The sequence below is a fragment of the Bradyrhizobium sp. STM 3843 genome (assembly GCF_000239815.1).
Classification (GTDB): domain Bacteria; phylum Pseudomonadota; class Alphaproteobacteria; order Rhizobiales; family Xanthobacteraceae; genus Bradyrhizobium.
This window is the reverse complement of the sequence record NZ_CAFK01000198.1, coordinates 40902-59723: the sequence shown is the minus strand read 5'-3', so window position 1 is coordinate 59723 and position 18822 is coordinate 40902. Positions and strand designations below refer to the sequence as shown.

16 protein-coding genes are annotated in these 18822 nt (G+C 65.0%); 3 read left to right on the top strand and 13 right to left on the bottom strand.

Going from position 1 to position 18822, the window contains the following annotated elements:
* Positions 1-39 precede the first annotated feature (39 nt).
* Both BRAS3843_RS21190 and BRAS3843_RS21185 read right to left on the bottom strand, forming a co-directional pair.
* Positions 40-558, bottom strand: coding sequence for a Spy/CpxP family protein refolding chaperone (locus BRAS3843_RS21190; protein WP_008971082.1), 519 nt, complete (start codon positions 556-558; stop codon positions 40-42).
* 139 nt (positions 559-697) lie between these two features.
* A complete protein-coding gene (locus tag BRAS3843_RS21185) occupies positions 698-1495 on the bottom strand; it encodes a helix-turn-helix transcriptional regulator (RefSeq protein ID WP_008971081.1) in 798 nt (265 codons plus the stop codon).
* Between the two features lie 90 nt (positions 1496-1585).
* On the opposite strand from BRAS3843_RS21185, the gene BRAS3843_RS21180 reads away from it, so the two are divergent.
* From BRAS3843_RS21180 to BRAS3843_RS21170, 3 genes are all read left to right on the top strand, one after another.
* Positions 1586-2155 carry a pyridoxamine 5'-phosphate oxidase family protein gene (locus tag BRAS3843_RS21180; RefSeq protein WP_008971080.1) on the top strand — a complete coding sequence of 190 codons (570 nt, stop codon included), beginning with the start codon at positions 1586-1588 and terminating at the stop codon, positions 2153-2155.
* A 19-nt stretch (positions 2156-2174) separates the two neighbouring features.
* On the top strand, positions 2175-3104 hold the full coding sequence (locus BRAS3843_RS21175) for a DMT family transporter (protein WP_139024943.1): 930 nt from the start codon (positions 2175-2177) through the stop codon (positions 3102-3104).
* Positions 3105-3294: 190 nt separating this feature from the next.
* On the top strand, positions 3295-4941 hold the full coding sequence (locus BRAS3843_RS21170; protein ID WP_008971078.1) for an acetolactate synthase large subunit: 1647 nt from the start codon (positions 3295-3297) through the stop codon (positions 4939-4941).
* 208 nt (positions 4942-5149) lie between these two features.
* On the opposite strand, the gene BRAS3843_RS21165 is transcribed toward BRAS3843_RS21170, so the two are convergent.
* The 11 genes from BRAS3843_RS21165 to BRAS3843_RS21115 form a co-directional block, all read right to left on the bottom strand.
* Positions 5150-6799, bottom strand: a complete 1650-nt coding sequence (locus tag BRAS3843_RS21165; RefSeq protein WP_008971077.1) for an amidohydrolase — start codon at positions 6797-6799, stop codon at positions 5150-5152.
* 165 nt (positions 6800-6964) lie between these two features.
* Complete coding sequence (locus BRAS3843_RS21160) at positions 6965-7729, bottom strand: dienelactone hydrolase family protein (RefSeq protein WP_008971076.1); 765 nt, start codon at positions 7727-7729, stop codon at positions 6965-6967.
* Between the two features lie 146 nt (positions 7730-7875).
* Positions 7876-8124 carry a hypothetical protein gene (locus BRAS3843_RS21155; RefSeq protein ID WP_008971075.1) on the bottom strand — a complete coding sequence of 83 codons (249 nt, stop codon included), beginning with the start codon at positions 8122-8124 and terminating at the stop codon, positions 7876-7878.
* A gap of 225 nt (positions 8125-8349) precedes the next feature.
* Positions 8350-9477, bottom strand: a complete 1128-nt coding sequence (locus BRAS3843_RS21150; protein WP_008971074.1) for an ABC transporter permease — start codon at positions 9475-9477, stop codon at positions 8350-8352.
* A 6-nt stretch (positions 9478-9483) separates the two neighbouring features.
* Positions 9484-12234 carry a ribosome-associated ATPase/putative transporter RbbA gene (gene rbbA / locus BRAS3843_RS21145; protein WP_008971073.1) on the bottom strand — a complete coding sequence of 917 codons (2751 nt, stop codon included), beginning with the start codon at positions 12232-12234 and terminating at the stop codon, positions 9484-9486.
* Positions 12231-13325 (bottom strand): HlyD family efflux transporter periplasmic adaptor subunit, encoded by a 1095-nt coding sequence (locus tag BRAS3843_RS21140; RefSeq protein WP_008971072.1) that lies wholly within the window; start codon positions 13323-13325, stop codon positions 12231-12233. The genes rbbA and BRAS3843_RS21140 overlap by 4 nt, the downstream gene beginning before the upstream one ends.
* A gap of 106 nt (positions 13326-13431) precedes the next feature.
* Positions 13432-15363 (bottom strand): tetratricopeptide repeat protein, encoded by a 1932-nt coding sequence (locus BRAS3843_RS21135; RefSeq protein ID WP_008971071.1) that lies wholly within the window; start codon positions 15361-15363, stop codon positions 13432-13434.
* 76 nt (positions 15364-15439) lie between these two features.
* Positions 15440-16963 carry a magnesium-protoporphyrin IX monomethyl ester anaerobic oxidative cyclase gene (bchE, locus tag BRAS3843_RS21130; protein ID WP_008971070.1) on the bottom strand — a complete coding sequence of 508 codons (1524 nt, stop codon included), beginning with the start codon at positions 16961-16963 and terminating at the stop codon, positions 15440-15442.
* Between the two features lie 18 nt (positions 16964-16981).
* A complete protein-coding gene (locus BRAS3843_RS21125) occupies positions 16982-17728 on the bottom strand; it encodes a di-trans,poly-cis-decaprenylcistransferase (protein ID WP_008971069.1) in 747 nt (248 codons plus the stop codon).
* A 28-nt stretch (positions 17729-17756) separates the two neighbouring features.
* Positions 17757-18140: a transcriptional regulator gene (locus BRAS3843_RS21120; protein WP_008971068.1), complete on the bottom strand. Its 384-nt coding sequence runs from the start codon at positions 18138-18140 to the stop codon at positions 17757-17759.
* Positions 18127-18744, bottom strand: a complete 618-nt coding sequence (locus BRAS3843_RS21115; RefSeq protein WP_008971067.1) for a hypothetical protein — start codon at positions 18742-18744, stop codon at positions 18127-18129. Before BRAS3843_RS21115 ends, BRAS3843_RS21120 begins: the two co-directional genes overlap by 14 nt.
* Positions 18745-18822 lie beyond the last annotated feature (78 nt).

The following is an 18822-nucleotide window of genomic DNA, read 5'->3' as shown; positions in this document are numbered from 1 at the left end:
CGCCGCGAATGCGGCACGACGTCTTCAGCAGCAACATCCTTACTGCTCGGCACCCCATGGCCAGTGCCAGTTGCGCCATCCCCATCTGCGCGGGCCGACCGAATCCAGGCTGGCTTTCTGCTTCTCATCAAGCCCGTCGTAGAAGGCCTGAAACGCCGGACGTACGACCTTGATGGCCTGCAGCATGGTCTCGAGCCGCTTCTCGGCGAGATCCAACCGTTCCGTGGGCTTGACCGGGATCGCGGTCGGACAGTCCTTGGTAATGAGGTCGGCAGCCTTCGCGGACGCGCTCTTCAGCTCCTCGAGCGCCGCCTTCTGCGCCTCATTGGGCTTGACGGCCTCCTCGATCTCCTTGAGCCGCCATTCGGCGAAGCCGGCCATGCGCGGATTGCAGAAGAACCCGAACCCGCCGTGCCCCATCATGCCCGGCCCCATCATCATCCCGGGGCCCCATCCCGGACCGGACGGCCCCGGCTGAGCCGGCGCCGGACCAGCAACAATGATCGTCAGCGCCAACGTGCTGACGGCGAGACTGAGAACCCTGCCTGCGTGCCGCATCGAAACTCCTCCTGAACGCGAGATCGAGATCGCGTCTGCTGCCTTGTGGAGGTAATACTCGCCCGACTTGGACCGATCGACGTTGATCGACCTCAAACCCGCCGGCGTGCGATGGCGGGACAGACTCAGTCCGAGGTGCCTACTCCCGTCTGTCCGGCATCGGCATCAGGATCGTCAGTCGAAAGTCCGGCCAGCCCGCGAACGACATCGACACCTGCTGATAATGGAGCAGGCCGTCGGCCGGATGTTTGAACGTGCGCTCGCCGCCTTCGCGCGCCAGCACAGTGTGCGCCGCCCAGCAGCGCGCGAAATCTGGGCTTGTCACATTGAGGTCGTCGACGAGGCTTCGCACCGCGATATCGTCGACATGGCTGGTCGTGGCGGCCCGAAACTCGGCGACGACGCGCTGCGCCCGCATCGCCCAATCAAGGATGAGCGAGCGCGCCTCCGGCCGCAGAAAGATGTAGCGCAGCAAATTGAGCTCGACGCCGGCATCGAGCCAGCCCGCAAACAGCCGCGCCGCCTTGGCATTCCAGCGGCGGGCCGTCCAGCTGCGGTCGAGGATGTAGGACGGGCCATCGATCAAGTCGACGCAGTCAAGCATTGTCTCGGGTGGATCATCGCCGGTGTCGGCGCGATCCGGATCGCGTTTGCCCGAGAGCTCGAACAGATAATTTCGCTCCGCCCGCGACAGGCGCAATCCGCGCGCCAAGCGGTCGAGCGTTGCCGGAGAAACGGACACCTCGCGACCCTGCTCGATCCAGGTGTACCAGGTCGCGCTCAATCCGCAGAGCTGCGCCAGTTCCTCGCGTCGGAGGCCGGGCGTGCGCCGGCGTCCGCCAACGAGGCCGTGAGCGGCTGGATCCTGGCGCTCTCGCAGCGAGCGCAGGAATGCTCCCAGGGAGAGTGCCTGGCTTTCGGGGACCTGTCCCTTCATGGTGCAGGAGATACTAGGATAGGCAGCAATATTAAACCGGCATTCGTTCGATGATACGCTCAGTGATCCCGGAGGGAAGGGAGGATCGGCATGGGCAAGCAATTTACGAAGATCGAGCCGGAACACAGGTCTTTCATCGCGCGGCAGAAGATCTTCTTCGTCGCGAGCGCGCCGCCGACCGGGCGCATCAACGTTTCGCCCAAGGGGCTGTCCTCACTTCGCGTGCTCGGCGACAACGACGTCGCCTATCTCGATTGCACCGGCAGCGGCAGCGAGACCCGCGCCCACTTGACGGCCTGCACCGACAAGCGGCTGACCATCATGTTCTGCGCCTTCGAAGGCCCTCCCGTCATCCTGCGCCTGTACGGCCAGGGTCAGTCGCTGATGCGCGGGACTGAGGCTTATGAAGCGCTGCTCCCGCAATTCGAGGAGATGCCGGGCGCGCGGCAGATCGTGCGTCTTGCCGTGGAGCTCGTGCAGACATCATGCGGCATGGGCGTGCCCCTGTTCGACTACAAGGAAGAGCGCGGCAGCCTGGTTCGCTACTGGACCGCGCAGGGGCTCGATAATCTGCGCAAATATTGGGGGCTGAAAAACGCCAAAAGCATCGATGGCCTGCCGACCGGCTTTGCGCCGGACAGCATGGCCGGGATGCGCTGACGCCGCTCGGACTTGCATGATGCCCGCAAGAGATGATGCCACCCAGTCGAAGACGGCCGAGAGCGACCTCCGGGCCAGCCTGCTCGCCATGCTCGGCTTCGTGCTCGTCGCCACCGCCCAGGTCACGAACATGATCCTGGCTCGCGGGCTGGCTGGCGCGGTGCCGCCGTTCACGCTGGCATTCTTTCGCTGGACAATCATTGCAGCGGGCCTTGCGCCATTGGCAATCGCCGAGGTCCGCAGCGGGCGTCTGCCGCTGCGAGGCAACGCACTGCCGATCCTGGCCGCCGGCTTCCTCGGCATGTTCCTGTGCGGTGGCCCGGTCTACATCGCCGGCATCACCACGACGGCGATCAATATCGCCCTGATCATGTCGCTGTCGCCCATCGTCGTGCTGCTGCTCTCACGGATCTTCGGCCTGGAGCGGATCGGCGGGTTGCAACTCCTCGGCATGGCTCTGGCCCTGCTTGGTGCACTGCTGGTCGTATCGAAAGGGCATCTTCGCACCTTCGTCGAGCTGCGCACGGCATCCGGCGATCTGCTGGTGGTCGGGGCCATGCTCGGCTGGTCGGGCTACACGCTTGTGCAGTCAAGGGTCGCCACCGGCGCAACGCTTCTGGCCCGCATCGCGGCTTTTGCGGCCGCCGGTGCATTGTTCACGCTTCCCATCGCGATCGCGGAGATCTGGCGTGCGCCTCAATCAGCGTTCACCTCGCGGGCGCTCGGCGCCTATCTCTTCGCCGGCCTCGTGCCCGGCCTGTTCGCCTATGCCGGGTTTGCCTATCTCGGCACCCGCTTCGGCTCGGTGCGGGCCTCCATCGTGCTCTATCTCGGCCCGATCGCCGGCGCGCTCTTGTCGTGGGCCATCCTCGGCGAGCCGCCGACGCTGATCCACCTCATCGGCGGCACCCTCATTCTCGGCGGCGTGTGGGCAAGCCTGAAGAAATGAGTTTGGCTCGCCTCGGGCGCAGCAGCTCCGCGAGACCGCGCCAGCATGCATCACCTGGACTCATCAAGACCGCGCGAGGGCGGAATTAAAGGTTGCGATGGCCGGCCCGATCCGGTCGATTGATGCGAGACGGACGGAGCGTTCACCTCGTCCCGATCGTCGTCCGAACCAACCGCGAGAGGTCAAGCCGATGAACGGTGCAGAGCTTCTGGTCGCTGCCTTGCAGAACGAGGGCGTCACACGGATTTTCGGCGTGCCCGGCGAGGAAAACCTCGATGTGGTCGAAGCGCTCAGGCGCTCCCCCATCGAGCTGGTGCTGACCCGGCACGAGCAGGCCGCGGCCTTCATGGCCGCCACCCATGGCCGGCTCACCGGCAAGCCCGGCGTCTGCCTCGCGACGCTCGGCCCGGGCGCGCTCAACTTCACGACCGGGGCCGCCTATGCGCTGCTCGGCGCGATGCCGATGGTGATGATCACGGGACAGAAGGGCATCCTAAGCCGCAAGCAGGCGCGGTTTCAGGTGGTCGACATGGTTTCGACGATGACGCCGCTGACCAAGATGGCGCGCCAGATCGTCAGCCCGGCGACCATTCCCTCGATCGTGCGCGATGCCTTTCGCGTCGCGCAGCAGGAGCGGCCGGGACCGGTGCATCTGGAATTGCCGGAGGACATCGCCGCCGCCGAGACCGCGGACATGACGCCGATCCCGCCACACCCGATCGACATGCCGGTGGCCCAGCCCGCCGCACTCGATCGCGCGGCCGAGCTCATCAAAGGCTCGCAACGGCCACTTGTCATGCTCGGCGCCGCCGCCAGCCGGCCGCGTCTTGCCGCGGCGCTGGCGGATTTCGTCCGCCGCCTGCAGATTCCGTTCTTCAACACCCAGATGGGCAAGGGGTCGGTCGCCGGCGGCTCCGGACTCTATATGGGCACCGCCGCGCTCTCGGAGCGGGACTACGTCCACGACGCCGTCGACCGCGCCGACCTGATCATCGCCATCGGGCACGACACCGTCGAGAAGCCGCCATTCCTGATGGGTCCCGGCGGGCCGACGGTGCTCCATGTCGGTTATCTTCCGGCTACCGTCGAGGAAGTGTTCTTCCCGCACGCCGAGCTCGTCGGCGATGTCGGTCCGAGCCTGACGCTCCTTGCCGATCGCCTAGAGGGCAAGCTGCCGAACGCCGGTACGCTGCTGTCCCTGCGCGCGGAGATCCTGCGTCACATCGAGGATCGCGCCGAGGAGAGCCGCTACCCGCTGACGCCACAGCGGATCGTGCATGACGTGCGCCAGGTGATGCCGGAGGACGGCATCGTCTGCCTCGACAACGGCATGTACAAGATCTGGTTCGCCCGCAACTACCGAACCCGGGTCGCCAATACGTTGCTGCTCGACAACGCGCTCGCGACCATGGGTGCCGGGCTGCCGTCGGCGATCATGGCCGCGTGCCTGCATCCGGAGCGGCGGGTGATGGCGGTGTGCGGCGATGGCGGCTTCATGATGAACTCGCAGGAGCTGGAGACCGCGGTCCGGCTTGGCGTGAACCTCGTGGTGCTGATTTTGCAGGATAATGCCTACGGCATGATCCGCTGGAAGCAGGGCGTCGACGGCTTTCCCGATTTCGGCATGACCTTCGGCAATCCGGATTTCGTCGCTTACGCGCAGGCCTACGGTGCCAAGGGCAGCCGAGTCGAGATGGCCGACGGCTTGGCTCCCGCACTCGAAGCCGCATTCGCGGCTGGCGGCGTGCATCTCGTGTCCGTTCCGGTGGACTATTCGGAAAACATGCGCGTGCTGGTGCACGAGCTGCAGGCGCATGCGCCGGGGCCCAAAATATGAGCGTACTATTTCGAGCTGGACAGTAGATGAGAAGGGTATCGACAGTCTGTCTTGATGCGGCCATCCTTCGAGACGCCGCTTCGCGGCTCCTCAGGATGAGGACTTTCCCCGCGGAGAAATCTCAAACCCTCATGGTGAGGGCGCGGCAAAGCCGCGCGTCTCGAACCATGAGGCCAGCGACCATCCCGAAAAGCGATATCCGCCAGCCCTACTCCGCCGCGGCGGCGCCGAGCTCGCCGGCGCGGTCGAACACCACCTTGCCGTTGAGCAGCGTGAGATCGCAGCGCACATCATGCTCCAGCCTGGCGGACTCACACGTAAAGACATCGTCGCTGAGCACTGCGATGTCAGCGGCCTGCCCGGGCACCAGCCGGCCGACCTCAGATTCCGCGAACTGAGTGTAGGCGCCGCAATAGGTGTAGGCATGCAGCGCCTCGGCCATGCTCAGCACCTGATCCGGCCCCAACACCGTATGCCGGTTCGACATCCGCGTCGTCATCGTGAACAGGTTCTTGAACGGATCGGTGGTGGACACCGGCGCATCCGAGCTCGCCGCCGGATGCAGGCCGGCGTCGAGCCATTTGCGCATCGGATAGGCCGCGGCCGTCCTGATGTCGCCGACATTGCGCAAGTAAAGATCGCCGAACTCATACATGAAGGTCGGCTGCGGCACCGGCTCGATGCCGGCTTTCGCCATGCGCGCGATCTGGCCGTCAGAGAGGAAACCGCAATGCTCGATGCGGTGGCGGCGACCCGCGATCGGCTGGTCTTTGGTGCCGGCCTTCTCGATGCCGCTCAACACCTGCTCGATCGCGGCATCGCCGATCGCATGGATCGCGAGCTGATAGCCTTGCGCGTGATAATGCGAGAGGTACTGATGCATCTCCTTGTCCGAGAAGCAGAAGATGCCGCGATTGTCCGGCTCGCCGACCAGATAGGGCTCACTCATTGCCGCCGTGAGGCCGCCGGCGCTGCCGTCGCCGAACACCTTCATCGCGCCGTAGCGCAACAGGCCGGTGCGGCGGCCGAAGCGGTAGCCGCCCTCATAGGCCTTGCCGGCGATGCCATCGGGATTGCCATAGAGGCAGGCCCAGACCTTGATCGGCAATTCATCCGCAGCGGCCAGGGCTTCGTAGGCCGCGATCTCCTCCATGCCGGCGGACATGCCGACCGCCGCATCCATCACGCTGGTAAAGCCCTGCGACAGCATGAAGCGGCTGGCGCGATCGATCGCAGCTCTCAGCTCGGCACGCGTCGGCTTCGGCGCGACATCGACGATCAGCCGCATCGCGCGCTCGGCGAGCAGTCCGGTGAGCTGGTTGTCGCGCCGCTCGATCAGGCCGCCGTCCGGATTCGGCGTGTTGTGGCCGACGCCGGCCTCGCGCAAGGCCAGCGTGTTCGCAATCGCGACGTGCCCGCAGGTGCGCTTGACGTAGACCGGATTATTGGGCGCGACCCGGTCGAGCTCGGCGGCGGTCGGATGGCGCTTTTCGGCGAGCTCATTGTGATCGTAGCCGCGGCCGAGGATCCATTCGCCGGGTGCCGCGGTCTTTGCCTTGTCCGCGATCCGGCGCAGGATCTCGCCCACGCTCCGCGCCCCGGTTTCGGGACGCAGATTGATCTCGGCCATATAAAGCCCATAGGGCAACAGATGCATATGCGCATCGTTCAACCCGGGCACCGCGAGGCGACCGCCAAGATCGATCGTGCGCGTGGCGCCGGCTCTGAGACCATCGATATCCGAGGCCTTGCCGGTCGCGAGCACGCGTCCGCCACCGATGGCGAGTGCCTCGGCGAAGCCGTCGTGCAGGCCGCAAAAGATGCGGCCATTGGTCAAAATGAGATCTGCCTTGTCCATCGCGTTTGCGCCCTCGGCTGCCGACGGTGCGCAGGTCAGCGGGACCGCGCCTCGATGTCAATCACGCTTGTCGCATGGGGCAATGCTATACTGCGAGGTGAAGACGTTCTGCGCAATCTGACTGCAGCATGCGCACGATCTGCGCGGCTCCGGCCGCGCATCTGCTCAAGCCGCCGGCAACCGCTCCCGAAAGAACCCGATGACGCGCGCCACGGCATCCGCCGACGCAGGATCGTTCTCGGCAAAATCGAACCCGTGGGGCTTGCCGGGATAGGTGACGAGCTCAGCCGGAGCGCCGACGGTCTTGGCGAGGCGAACCAGCGCCTCTCCCCGCGCGATCGAGACATTGCGATCGGCGTCGCCATGCAGTTCGAGCAATGGCGGCAGATGCTTCACGCTGGTCGCGATCTGGTCGGGCATGCCACCGTAGAGCACAGCGAGCGCAGCAACACGGTCATCGCGCGCCGCCGTCGCGGCAGCGACGAAGCCACCAAGCGAAAATCCGAGCAGACCGAGCCGGCCGGAACTATCCGCGCGCGCCAGCACTGCGGAAGCGACCGCCGAGACGCGTTCGGCCCAGACACCAAACCGTGCGTCCTCATGCGCGAGGCGAGCTTCCCGCGTGCTGGTCGGCGCCATTGCCTGCTCGTCGACCGGGCTGTAATAGCGCACCAGATAGGCGTCGATGCCCGCTGCCGTCAGGGCGTCGGCATAGCGTTCGTAGGCACGTTGCCTCAATTCGACACCCCGTGCACCGTGCAGAACCAGGACGCTCGGCCGTTTCGCCGTGCCGTTTGCGGCATAGTGGGCCGAAACGATTGCACCCTCGGAGGACTCTACGCGGAATTGGTCGGCCGGCTCGGCGTGCAAGGATCGCGCGGTGGCAAGAATGGCAAGACCGCCGCCCAACACGGTCCTGCGCGTGGTCATCGTGGCAATCGATTGAGATCGGAAATCCGAAGTCGACATCGTGACAAGTCCCCGCGCAAGCCGTCTGCGGCAAAAGGGACCGGCGAAGGCGGACTGTCAAGTCCGCATCGCAAATCGTCGGGTGCGCGATGCGCAACTGCTGCGGCTTACGCGGCCGCAGCCATCTCCCAGCGCGGCGCATGATAGGCCGGACGCGGAGCGGCGCGTTCGCTTGCGGCAATGCGGGCAGCGAAATAGCCCTCGAGCTCGACCATCGCGCGGTTTTCCCATTCCTCCGCCTGCTCCAGCAGCGACCAGCGCTGATGCGGGCGGAAGGCGGCGGTCTGCCGATACAAGGATGCGATGGTGCGATAGCGACGCACGTTTTCCAAGACGGCTTCCCCATTCATCGTCATGCTCAATCTCCCCACTCTGTCCCCCTCAGGACAGGCTGACGGTGCACCAGCGCGATTTTCGAAATCGTTAGCGCCCCGGATCAGCCGATGCGATGGTTGGCGAACCGTTGCCGGCGCGCTGCGGGCGGCACGGCCGGGATGCACACGCGCCCGATCTGGCGCGCCCGCAGGATTAAGCTTTCCGAAACCCTGTTCAACGACAGGCCGAAAGCTGTCTCCTTCCGGCTACGCTCCGGTGGCGGTGACCGCGGCGCGGAAACGCCAGATCGTCAGGGTCAGAAACAGCGCGCCGATGCCGGCGATCGCGATGAAATGCTGCCACACTACGTCGAACCCTGCGCCGCGATAGAGGATCGCTTGCGCGACCGATACGAAGTGGGTCGAGGGCGAAGCTTTCATGATCGTGGACAGCCATTGCGGCTGAGCTTCGACCGGCGTTGCACCGCCCGACAGCATGTTCATGGGCACCGCGACCAGGATGTAGAGCAGCCCGAGCTGCGGCATCGAGCGTGCGATGGTGCCGAGAAACAAGCCAACCGCGGTGCCGAAGAACAGGTAAAGCACGACGCCGACCATGAACAACGGAATCGAGCCCGCGATCGGTACGCCAAGGACGAGCTGCACCACCAGATAAAGCGCGATCACGACAGCAGCCGCAATGACGAGCCCGTTGGCCCAGATCTTCGACATTGCGATCTCGAATGGCGAGAGCGGCATGACGAGAAGATGCTCCATCGTCCCATGTTCGCGCTCGCGCACCAGCGCCGCGCCCGCCAGGATGATCGCGAGCATGGTGACGCTGCTGATGATGCCCATCACGCTCTCGAACCAGGACGTCGTCACGTTCGGGTTGAACGCGATCCGCGTCACCAGATTGACCGGCGACAACGGCGTGGTCTGCGCCCGCGCCAGGAACCAGTCGATCTCGGTATCGATGATCTGCAGGATATAGCCCGAGCCAAGGCCCGCCTGCACCATTGCCGTGGCGTCCACATTGACCTGCAGAGCCGGCCGATGACCGGCCAGGACGTCGCGCTCGAAGTTCGGCGGAATGTCGAGCACGAAGGTGAATCTGCCGCTGTTCATCACCGGCTCGATCTGAGCTTGCGTGATGTGCACCGGCGGCTGGAAGTAGGGCAGCAGGAACGCGCCGATGATGCGGCGCGACAGTTCGGAACTGTCCTCGTCGACCACGGCGATTGAGGCGTGATAGAGCTCCTGCGAATTGCTCTGCGCCTGGCTGATCACCGCGACGGTAAACGAATAGATCACCAGCCCGATCAGCACGACGTCGCCGAACAGGCTGCGCAATTCCTTGGTCCCGAGCCAGAAAATGTTGGACAGCGAGCGCATGACCCCTCACTGCTCCTGCTTCGGCAGCAGAACGAGACTGAGCGTCGTCAGCACGGGAATGAACGCGAGCAGCATCAGGACGTATGGACCGAGATCGGCAAAGCCGAGACCTTTGGTAAAGGTGCCGACGGTGATCGGACGGAAATAGGTCATCGGAAAGCCCATGCCGATCAGCTGGGCGAAGCCCGACAGCGACGACACGGGGACCATCATGCCGGAGAATTGTGTCGCCGGCAGCACGGTCAGAATCGCGGTGCCGAACAGCGCTGCGATCTGGGTGCGGCAGAAGGTCGAGATCAGCATCCCATACCCGGTGGTCGTGAAGACATAAACCACCGTGCCCAGGAGCAGCGGCAACATGCTGCCCTTGAAGGACACGCGAAACAGCCACAGCGCCATCACGAACATGACCGCGAAATTGACCAGGGCGACCGCGACATAGGGCAGTTGCTTGCCGAGCAGGAATTCGAGCCGGGTCACGGGCGTGACATAGAGATTGGTGATGGAGCCGAGCTCCTTCTCCCGGACCACAGCCAGCGCCATCAGGATCGCCGGAAACAGCGCCAGCATCAGCGCGATCGTGGTCGGCACCATCGCATAGATGCTGTCGAACGACTGATTGTACTTGAAGCGGATCGTGATGTCGGCGGCCGAGGCCGCCGAAGCCTGCGTGGTCTTCACGGCGGGGTCGGACAAATAGAGGATATGCGTTCCCTCCAGATAGCCGCGGATGGTCTCGGCGCGGAACGGCATCGAACCATCGATCCAGGCGGAGACGAAAGCGGGACGGCCGCGCTTGATGTCCATGCCGAAATTCGGTGGGATCTCGATCGAGGCCTTGATGTCGCCGTTCTTCATCCGCCGCTCCAGATCCGCGTAGTCAGCAAGCGGCGGTCTTTCCGTGAAATAGCGCGACCCGCGCAGCTCGGCGAGGTAGGCACGGCTCTCCGGCGTCTGGTCGTGGTCGAGCGCCGCAAAGGTCAGGTTGTTGACGTCGGTCGAGATGCCGAAGCCGATCACGATCATCAGGAATGCGGTGCCGAACAGCGCAAACAGCAGCCGGATCGGATCGCGGACGAGCTCGAGCCCCTCACGGATCGTATAGGCGAGCAGACGCCGCGAGCTGAACAGCGCGCGCTGGCCATCGTCGTCTGCTCTCGGCAGAGCGGCCCGGTTCGGATCGGCCTGCGTCAGCGTCACCGGTGCGCCGTCGTCGACACCGGCGTCCTGCTCCAGAAAAGCGATGAAGGCCTGTTCGAGCGATCGCGCATTCTTGGCTTTGATCAGTCCGTCCGGCGTATCGGTCGCAAGCACGCGCCCGTCATGCATCAACGACAGACGGTCGCAGCGCGCGGCCTCGTTCATGAAGTGCGTGGAGACAAAGATCGTCATGCCGTCGTTGCGGGAGAGCTCGATCAGCAGCCGCCAGAACTGATTGCGCGCGACGGGGTCGACGCCCGACGTGGGCTCGTCGAGGATCAACAGATCGGGCTTGTGAACGATCGCAACCGCAAGCGAAAGCCGCTGGCGGATGCCGAGCGGCAGGTCGGAGGCGAGGCCATCGATATGATCGGCGAGATCACAGCGCTCGACCAGCTCGGCGATGCGCTTGTCGGCCTGATCGGGCGGCAGGTGAAACAGCCTGGCGTGCAACACGAGATTTTGCCGCACGGTCAGCTCGCCGTAGAGCGAGAAGGATTGCGACATGTAGCCGACGCGGCGGCGGGATTCGTAATTGCCGGCCTCCATGGTGCGACCGAAGATCAGCGCTTCGCCGTCGCTCGGCGGCAGGAGACCGGTGAGCATCTTCATGGTGGTGGTCTTGCCGCAGCCATGGGAGCCGACGAAGCCGAAGATCTCGCCCTTGCGGATCGAGAAACTGACGCGATCCACGGCGGTGAAATCGCCGAACTGGCGGGTCAGCTCACGCGCGACGATCACCGGCTCGTGGCTGCCATCGAGCACGGTGCGTGCAGGCATCTCCGCCTGATCCTGGTCCGCAGCCTGCGGCAACAGCGCGACGAACGCATCCTCGATCGAGGTAGCGCCGGTCTGCACTCTGAGCTCGGCCGGCGAGCCGGTGGCGAGAATGCGACCATCATTCATGGCGATCAGCCAATCGAAGCGCTCGGCCTCCTCCATATAGGCCGTCGCGACGACGACGCTCATCTTGCCCGCGCTACGCGCGCGCAGCCGGTCGATCAGGTCCCAGAATTGGCGTCGCGACAGCGGATCGACCCCGGTGGTCGGTTCGTCGAGAATCAGCAGATCGGGGTCGTGGATCAGCGAGCAGCACAGGCCGAGCTTCTGCTTCATCCCGCCGGACAACTTCTTCGCCGGACGGTCTGCGAAATCTGCCAGTCCCGTGCTCTGGAGAAGCTCGGCGATGCGCCATTCGCGCTCGTCCCTGGATTGGCCGAACAGGCGAGCAAAGAATTCGATATTTTCGCGGACGCTGAGGTCGGGATAGAGATTCTTGCCGAGCCCCTGCGGCATGTAGGCGATGCGCGGGCAAACCCTGGATCGTGCCCGACGATCCGCCATGTCGGCGCCAAGCACCATCACCTGCCCGTCCTGAATTGCGCGGGCGCCGGCCAGGATCGACAGCAGCGACGATTTGCCGACCCCGTCGGGGCCGATCAATCCGACGACGCAACCTGACGGCAATTCGATCGAGATATCGGCGAGGGCGGTGACGTCGCGATAACGCTGCGTAACATTCCTGATCACCGCGACCGGAGGCGCGGCATCGCTCATGGCGACACTTGCAGGCTAGCGGGCCAGGTGACGTCCGGTTTCCAACGGACATAGGCGACGCCGGGAAGCCCGCTTCTCACGGCATCAGCATGTGCAGCCAATGGCTCCGGGTCGACGCGGACGCGGATGCGGAACATCAGCTTGTCGCGTTCGCTCTGGGTCTCCACCGTCTTCGGCGTGAATTGCGCCTGGCTTGCGACGAAGGAGACCTGGGCAGGAATAGGACGATCAGGATAAGCGTCGAGCACGATGCGGGCCTCGGTGCCGACCTTGATCTTGCCGACCTGCTCGGTCGGCAGAAAGATGTCCATATAGACGTAGCCGATGTCGAGCATGGTGAAGACCTTGCCGCCTGCAGCCAGCACCTCGCCGATATTGGCGAGCCGATACTGGATGCGGCCGGCTTTCGGCGCCACCAGCGAATTGTCGGCGATCTGCACCAGGTAGAGCGCCACATCATGGCGGGCCGCTTCCAGCGCGCGCTCGGCTTCCGACACTTTGGCCGTTGCGCCAGCAAAACCTGCAGTCGCGGCATCAAGAATCTGCTGACGCTGGTCGGCCGTCTCCTTCGTCGTCCAGCCGTTCTGTAGCAGCGCCCGCGTGCGTTGCATCTCCTGCTCCGCCAGCGTCTTCTGGGTCTGCGATTGCGTGAGGCTGGCGCGAGCCTGGTCGACCACGTGTTGCGCCTGCTGCTCCTGCGCCTCGGCTTTCGACAGCGACTGTTGCAGCTCTTTGGTGTCCATCCGCGCCACGACCTGCGCCGGCGTCACCATATCGCCGATGTCGGCGAGCAGCTCGGAGACACGCCCGGCATATTTGGTGGCAATGTCGATCTCATCGGCTTCGATGCGGCCATTGCCGAAGCTGATGCCGACTGGCAACGGCGGATGCGTGTGCTGCCACCAGAGATAGCCGCCACCGCCGGCGGCACCGAGGGCGACCAGCAGCAGCAGAAACGGCCATGCGCGCCGCTTCCGACGGACGACATGCGTGGGTACAGGCAGCACCTCGGTTCCCGCCGGCACAGCCGGATGCAGCTGGGGTGCGGTCGCGACCGGAGGACCGGAACGCTGAATTTCCTGCTGATCCATGCACCACGCCTCTGCATTTCAGAACACTTAAGGTCGTGTGCCACAGGCGGAGGTAAACCCGTTGACGCAGCTCAAACAGTGCGGCCGGGCATTCGCCGGCACGGGATCAAGTTTTGGTTATGTCGTCCAAGGCGGCGCGCACGCGCGTGACCACACGAGCGTAATCGCGGCTTGCATCCTGCCGGAACAGCCGCACGCTTGGATACCAGGGGCTGTCGTCGCGGTTCAAAAGCCAGCGATAATCCGGCGTAAACGGCAGCATGATCCAGGTCGGCTTGCCGAGGGCGCCCGAAAGATGGGCAACGCTGGTGTCGACGGTGATGACGAGATCGAGGCAGGAGATCAGCGCCGCGGTGTCGACAAAGTCGCCGACCTCGGCGGTCGGATCGAGGATGTCCCGTCGCGTCGCCAGAAATGTTCTGTCCGCCGGACGCGGCTCCTTCTGCAGGCTGATGAATTGCGCATCCGCTTCCCACAGCGGCGCCAGCGCGGACAGCGGCATGGAGCGGTTGTGGTCGTTGAGATGGGCAGGGTTGCCGCACCACACCAGGCCGACGCGCCGCCGGTCGCGCGATCCGAGCCGGTCGCGCCAGGTCTGCACGCGGTCACCCGACGGCAAACGCAGATAGGACGGCGCGGACGGAATGGACTCGAGCCGCGTCGCGAAAGCAAGGGGCAGGCTCGACAGCGGACAATGATAGTCAAACGCAGGCACAGCATCGCGGCCACGCGCGAGACATTGTGCCACGCCGGCGACACCCGCGAGCAGCGGCTGCAGCACGGCATCGACCTCCAGCAGCACGCGCGCACCTTGCTCGGCGACCATGGTCGCGTAGCGGCAGAACTGGATGGTATCGCCGAGACCCTCGTCGCTGTGGAGCAGGATGGTCTTGCCGGCGAGCGGCGCATCGGCGAGCCACAACGGGGCGTCGAACGTGCGATCGACGAAACCGACCGCGCGGCACTTGCGGCCCCATTCGCGTGCTGCCCAGCCGTGCGCGAAATCGCCGACCAAAAGGCGGAACAGCGCCGCGTTCCAATGCGCGTCGGCCAGATCCGGCTTCAGCGCGATCGCGCGCTCAAAGCTCGCAAACGCCTCCTCGAAGCGATGCAATTCCGCCAGCGATGTGCCGCGATGGTTGTGAAAATCCGCAAAATCCGGCCTGATGGCGATCGCCTTGTCGAACACCGCCACCGCTTCATCGTAGCGGCCAAGATTCTGCAGCACGCAGCCGAAGCTGTTGGCGATGTCAGGATCGTGCGGCGCCAGCGCATGGGCGCGCTTGCCGGCCTCGAACGCCTCCTCGTAACGCCGCAATCGCCGCAGCGAGATGGTCTTGAGGCAAAGCACGCCGGGTTGATCCGCCTTCAGCCGCAGCGACTGGTCGAACCGGGCGATCGCGTCCTCGTAACGCTCGGTATTGAAGTAGATCAGCCCCGCATTGTTGGCGGCCTCGAGATCATCAGGTTTGAACTTCAGCGCCTCGTCGAAGCTCAGTGCCGCCTCAAGCTGGCGCTCCTGTGCCTTCAACAGCTCGCCAAGCCGGAACCAGATCTCGGCGCGATCCGGCGCAAGCTGCAACGCGCGGTCGTAAGCCTGCGCAGCTTCATCGAGCCGTCCCTGCTGGTGCAACACCGCAGCAAGGGCCTCCCAGCTCTCCGGCACATCCGGCTTGAGCTGCAGCGCGCGGTCAAAGCACTTGACGGCTTCGTCCAACCGCCCACGCTCGCGCAGCACCTGACCGAGATTGACGAAATAGTCGGCGACGGTCGGATTTTGAGTGATGGCGCGGGCAAACCATTCGATCGCAAGCTCATGGCGTGCGAGCGCCGCGCAGACCAACCCCATTGCATCGAGCGCGTCGGCATGGCCGGCATCCACGGTCAGCGCCCGACGGCAGGCCTGCTCGGCCTCCACCACCTGCCCCGCCCGCAGCATGCGAAGGGCGGCGGCACACAACGCCTCCGCCGTGTCAGGGCGCGGGGCACCGGCGGGCTTGGCGAACTTGCCGGGCGGACGGCGCTGCTGGCGGCTCATCGAGGGGTCTCTGCGGCTCCTGCACGCAGCAGTAGATGATTCCCGTTCCGCCCGCAAAGCCGCGCGTTCGCGTCAGTCAAGCTGCATCGCGCACCGCCCTGCGCTTGTCGGGCTGCGCCGCCATCGATTCCTCTTCCTTGTCCTGTGGCGCGCCCCAGAAGGCGGCCACCGTCGGCCCATCCGGCAGACGCCGGTCACGCAGAAAGCCGAGAATCTCGTGAGGCCAGACGCGGCGCCCCATCTGCGTGTACCAACGCATCGCGCGGCGCAGCCCGGGATCGCGATGAAACAGCACCCGCCAGAGCGCCTTCGGCCGGCACTGCAGCACCATCTCGGTGAGCTTGAACCACACCAGCACCCGCCAGGGCGCCATGTGTCGCGTCGCCAGCACCTGATGTTTGTAATCCCATTTGCGGCGGTCGGGCTGGATCACTTGCCGTCCGGCGGCGAGCTTGAAATAGGGCGTCCAGCGATGCGGAGTGACGTAGAGCAGCTGCACTTGGTCTGGATCGTAGGAGAGGAGTTGCCGCAGGCCGCGCCAGTGATCGCGATCGGTCTCCTCCTCGAAGCCGACCACCCAGGTCGCCATCGACAGGATGCCGTGACGCCGCATCAACCGAATGGCTTCGCGATCGGTTCTGGTCAGCGCGCCCTTGCGGATAAGCTCGAGCGTCCGCTCGTCGGTGCTTTCCAGGCCCAACAGGAAGCGTGCCCAGCCGGCCTTCTTGTAGAGATGCAGGATATCCGCGTCTCGCACGATATCGTCGGCACGCGTCGAGCCCACCAGGATCAGATCGACGTTCTCGGCGATCAGCGCCTCCAGGAACGTTCGCCACACCTTCTTCGACACGGTCGGATTCTCGTCGGCAAAATTGATCACCTTGACGCCGTGATCGCGATGCAGGCGTGCAAGCTCCTTCGCGAAGCGAACCGGATCGCGATGCCGCCATCGGGTCCAGAAACCGCGCTGGCCGCAGTAGCTGCACAGATGCGGGCAGCCGCGCGAGAACTGCACCACGACTGCACGAAGACCGCCCCAATAGCTGTAACGTGCGTGATCGATCAGCTCCCAGCCGATACGATAGGCATCGAGGTCATGAATGATCGACGCAGGGCGCGCGGCTTTGGGCTGACCGGCCTCTCGCCAGGCAATGCCAGCCACGTTTTCCAGGCCCTCCCGTCGGTCGAGCGCAGCTATCAACCGGCGCGTGGTCTCCTCCCCTTCACCGCGGACGATCGCGGTGACATATGGCTCCTCGTTCAGAATCTCACGCCAGTGATAGGTCGGGAATACCCCACCATAGACCACGTGGACCTGCGGCAACGCGGTTGCGACCGCTTGCGCCACATGCGCGATGACGGGGTGCCCCGAGGTCGAGCCGGAATGACCGAACAGGACCGCATCGGGTGCGAACGCCACAGCCTCGGCAACGATTGCGTCGGTTGGCAGCGGACCGATCTCTGCATCAAGCAACCGGACCTCATGTCCATCGTCGAGCAATGGACCGCCGACGGCAAGCAAGCCAAGCGGCGGCAGGTGATCGTCCGGGATTCGGCTGCCGATCGCGGGATGCGGGACATTGATGAGCAGGATGCGCATGGACGGCGCGCCCGGCCGTCACAGGCTCGGTGCAGGCGCCAGCGGCAGCGCCTCGAGGCCGCCGAAGCGGCGCTCGCGGCCATGGAAGGAGGCCAGCGCCTGCGTCAGATCCTGCGCATCGAAGTCGGGCCACATCCGCGCCGTGAAATGTAGCTCGGCATAGGCGCCCTCCCAGAGCAGGAAATCGGACAGCCGCTGCTCGCCGGAGGTGCGGATGATGAGGTCGACGTCGCGCAGGCCGACCTCGCCGGTGACCAGATCCGAGAAGCCTTCTCGGCTGAGATTGCCGAGCTCGCGGGCCTTCAGTGCGGCGTTGAGGATGGCGTCGCGTGCGGAATAATCCACCGCAATGCGCAGATGCAGCGTCTCGCCGTTGGCGGTCGCGGCTTCCGCCCGCGCGATCGCCGCCGCGATGCCGTCAGGCAAGCGATCCCGGCGCCCGATCACCGTCAGCCGCACACCGTTGCGCGCGAGCGCCTCGACCTCGTTGGCGAGATAGATCCGCAACAACGTCATCAGCCCCGCGACCTCGGCGCGCGGGCGGCGCCAATTGTCGCTGGAAAAAGCATAGAGGGTCAGCGTTCCCACGCCCTGCTCCGGAGCCGCCTCCACCACACGACGGATCGCCTCCACCCCGGCCTCGTGCCCGCGCAGTCGCGACAGGCCGCGCCGGGTCGCCCAGCGGCCGTTGCCGTCCATGATGATGCCGACATGGAGCTTCTCGCTTGCGGTCGGTTGAGGTTTGGACTGGAAACGACTTTGCATCATAAAGCTCCTGGTCAAAAAAATAGCATCAAGCCCGGCTCGGCACGGCGCCGAGATGCGGCAGGTGGATGTGCTCCTTGCCCGCAGCATGCGCGGCGTCGCGCACCAGACGTTCGAGCACGGCGAGATAGTCGAGGAAGCGGCGGCGGCCGATCTTGGTGAGGCGGCAGGTGGTGTGCGGACGGTTGCCCTCATACCCCTTTGTCACTTCGACCAGGCCTGCCTCCTGCAGCACCTGCAGATGCCGCGAGAGGTTGCCGTCGGTGAGCCCGCAAAGCTGCTTCAGGTCGGCAAAGGCCAGTCCCTTCGGATGGGCGATCAGCGAGGTGAGCAGCCCGAGCCGCGCCTTTTCGTGGATCACGCGATCGAGGCCGTCATAGGAAAACGGCGCGCTGTTGTCAGTCTTCGACATCGGACTCTCCGGACGCAAAATACAGGATCGCCGCCATCAGCGCCTGACCGACCGCAAAGGGCAGGCCCATGGTCCAGGGCGACAGCGTGTGGGTTGCGCTGGCAAACACCAGCACGGCAAATCCGGCGAGAAAATACCAGGCTCCAGCCAGCGCCACCGTGCGCGGCAATGAGCGGACCGAGGCGAATACGCCGAGCGAGGTCAACACCTGCCAAAGCCCGGGCAACGTCCACAACGATTCCGGCGCGAACTTCCACAACAAGACCGCGAGCAATACGCCGGCAATGCCGGCCGGCAGAAACTGTTCGACCGCCTGGTGAATCATCGCATCGGCAAGGCCGGAATGATGGCGGCGCGAGCGCGCCCGCATCTCGACCCAGATCATTGTCAAAGAGACCAAGGCCGCGGCGGCCCAGCCCAACAGGAAGGTCAGCGGCTGGCCGGTCGGATCTTCGAGCCAAGCGTGCTGCAACAGCACGGTGACCAGCGCCACCGCTGACGTCGCCGCCATGGTCGCGGGACCATAGCCGCGGAAGGCCGTTCCGGCAGCGAGCTGGCTGCGAATCGCGATGATGTCGGCGAGTGCCTTGTCGAGATCCTGCATCTCATACCCCGAACGAGCCGAACCGGGCCAACTCGAACTTTGCGATACAAAGTATATCGGCTCGCAAAGCGAATGCAA

Excerpts from the sequence above, each read along its gene's own strand:
- BRAS3843_RS21150 (WP_008971074.1), bottom strand. The coding sequence starts at position 9,477 with ATGCGCTCGCTGTCCAACATTTTCTGGCTCGGGACCAAGGAATTGCGC.
- BRAS3843_RS21120 (WP_008971068.1), bottom strand. The coding sequence starts at position 18,140 with ATGTCGAAGACTGACAACAGCGCGCCGTTTTCCTATGACGGCCTCGAT.
- BRAS3843_RS21165 (WP_008971077.1), bottom strand. The coding sequence starts at position 6,799 with ATGGACAAGGCAGATCTCATTTTGACCAATGGCCGCATCTTTTGCGGC.
- BRAS3843_RS21140 (WP_008971072.1), bottom strand. The coding sequence starts at position 13,325 with ATGGATCAGCAGGAAATTCAGCGTTCCGGTCCTCCGGTCGCGACCGCA.
- BRAS3843_RS21160 (WP_008971076.1), bottom strand. The coding sequence starts at position 7,729 with ATGACCACGCGCAGGACCGTGTTGGGCGGCGGTCTTGCCATTCTTGCC.
- BRAS3843_RS21135 (WP_008971071.1), bottom strand. The coding sequence starts at position 15,363 with ATGAGCCGCCAGCAGCGCCGTCCGCCCGGCAAGTTCGCCAAGCCCGCC.
- BRAS3843_RS21190 (WP_008971082.1), bottom strand. The coding sequence starts at position 558 with ATGCGGCACGCAGGCAGGGTTCTCAGTCTCGCCGTCAGCACGTTGGCG.
- BRAS3843_RS21155 (WP_008971075.1), bottom strand. The coding sequence starts at position 8,124 with ATGACGATGAATGGGGAAGCCGTCTTGGAAAACGTGCGTCGCTATCGC.
- BRAS3843_RS21115 (WP_008971067.1), bottom strand. The coding sequence starts at position 18,744 with ATGCAGGATCTCGACAAGGCACTCGCCGACATCATCGCGATTCGCAGC.
- BRAS3843_RS21125 (WP_008971069.1), bottom strand. The coding sequence starts at position 17,728 with ATGCAAAGTCGTTTCCAGTCCAAACCTCAACCGACCGCAAGCGAGAAG.
- rbbA (WP_008971073.1), bottom strand. The coding sequence starts at position 12,234 with ATGAGCGATGCCGCGCCTCCGGTCGCGGTGATCAGGAATGTTACGCAG.
- BRAS3843_RS21170 (WP_008971078.1), top strand. The coding sequence starts at position 3,295 with ATGAACGGTGCAGAGCTTCTGGTCGCTGCCTTGCAGAACGAGGGCGTC.
- BRAS3843_RS21175 (WP_139024943.1), top strand. The coding sequence starts at position 2,175 with ATGCCCGCAAGAGATGATGCCACCCAGTCGAAGACGGCCGAGAGCGAC.
- BRAS3843_RS21180 (WP_008971080.1), top strand. The coding sequence starts at position 1,586 with ATGGGCAAGCAATTTACGAAGATCGAGCCGGAACACAGGTCTTTCATC.
- BRAS3843_RS21185 (WP_008971081.1), bottom strand. The coding sequence starts at position 1,495 with ATGAAGGGACAGGTCCCCGAAAGCCAGGCACTCTCCCTGGGAGCATTC.
- bchE (WP_008971070.1), bottom strand. The coding sequence starts at position 16,963 with ATGCGCATCCTGCTCATCAATGTCCCGCATCCCGCGATCGGCAGCCGA.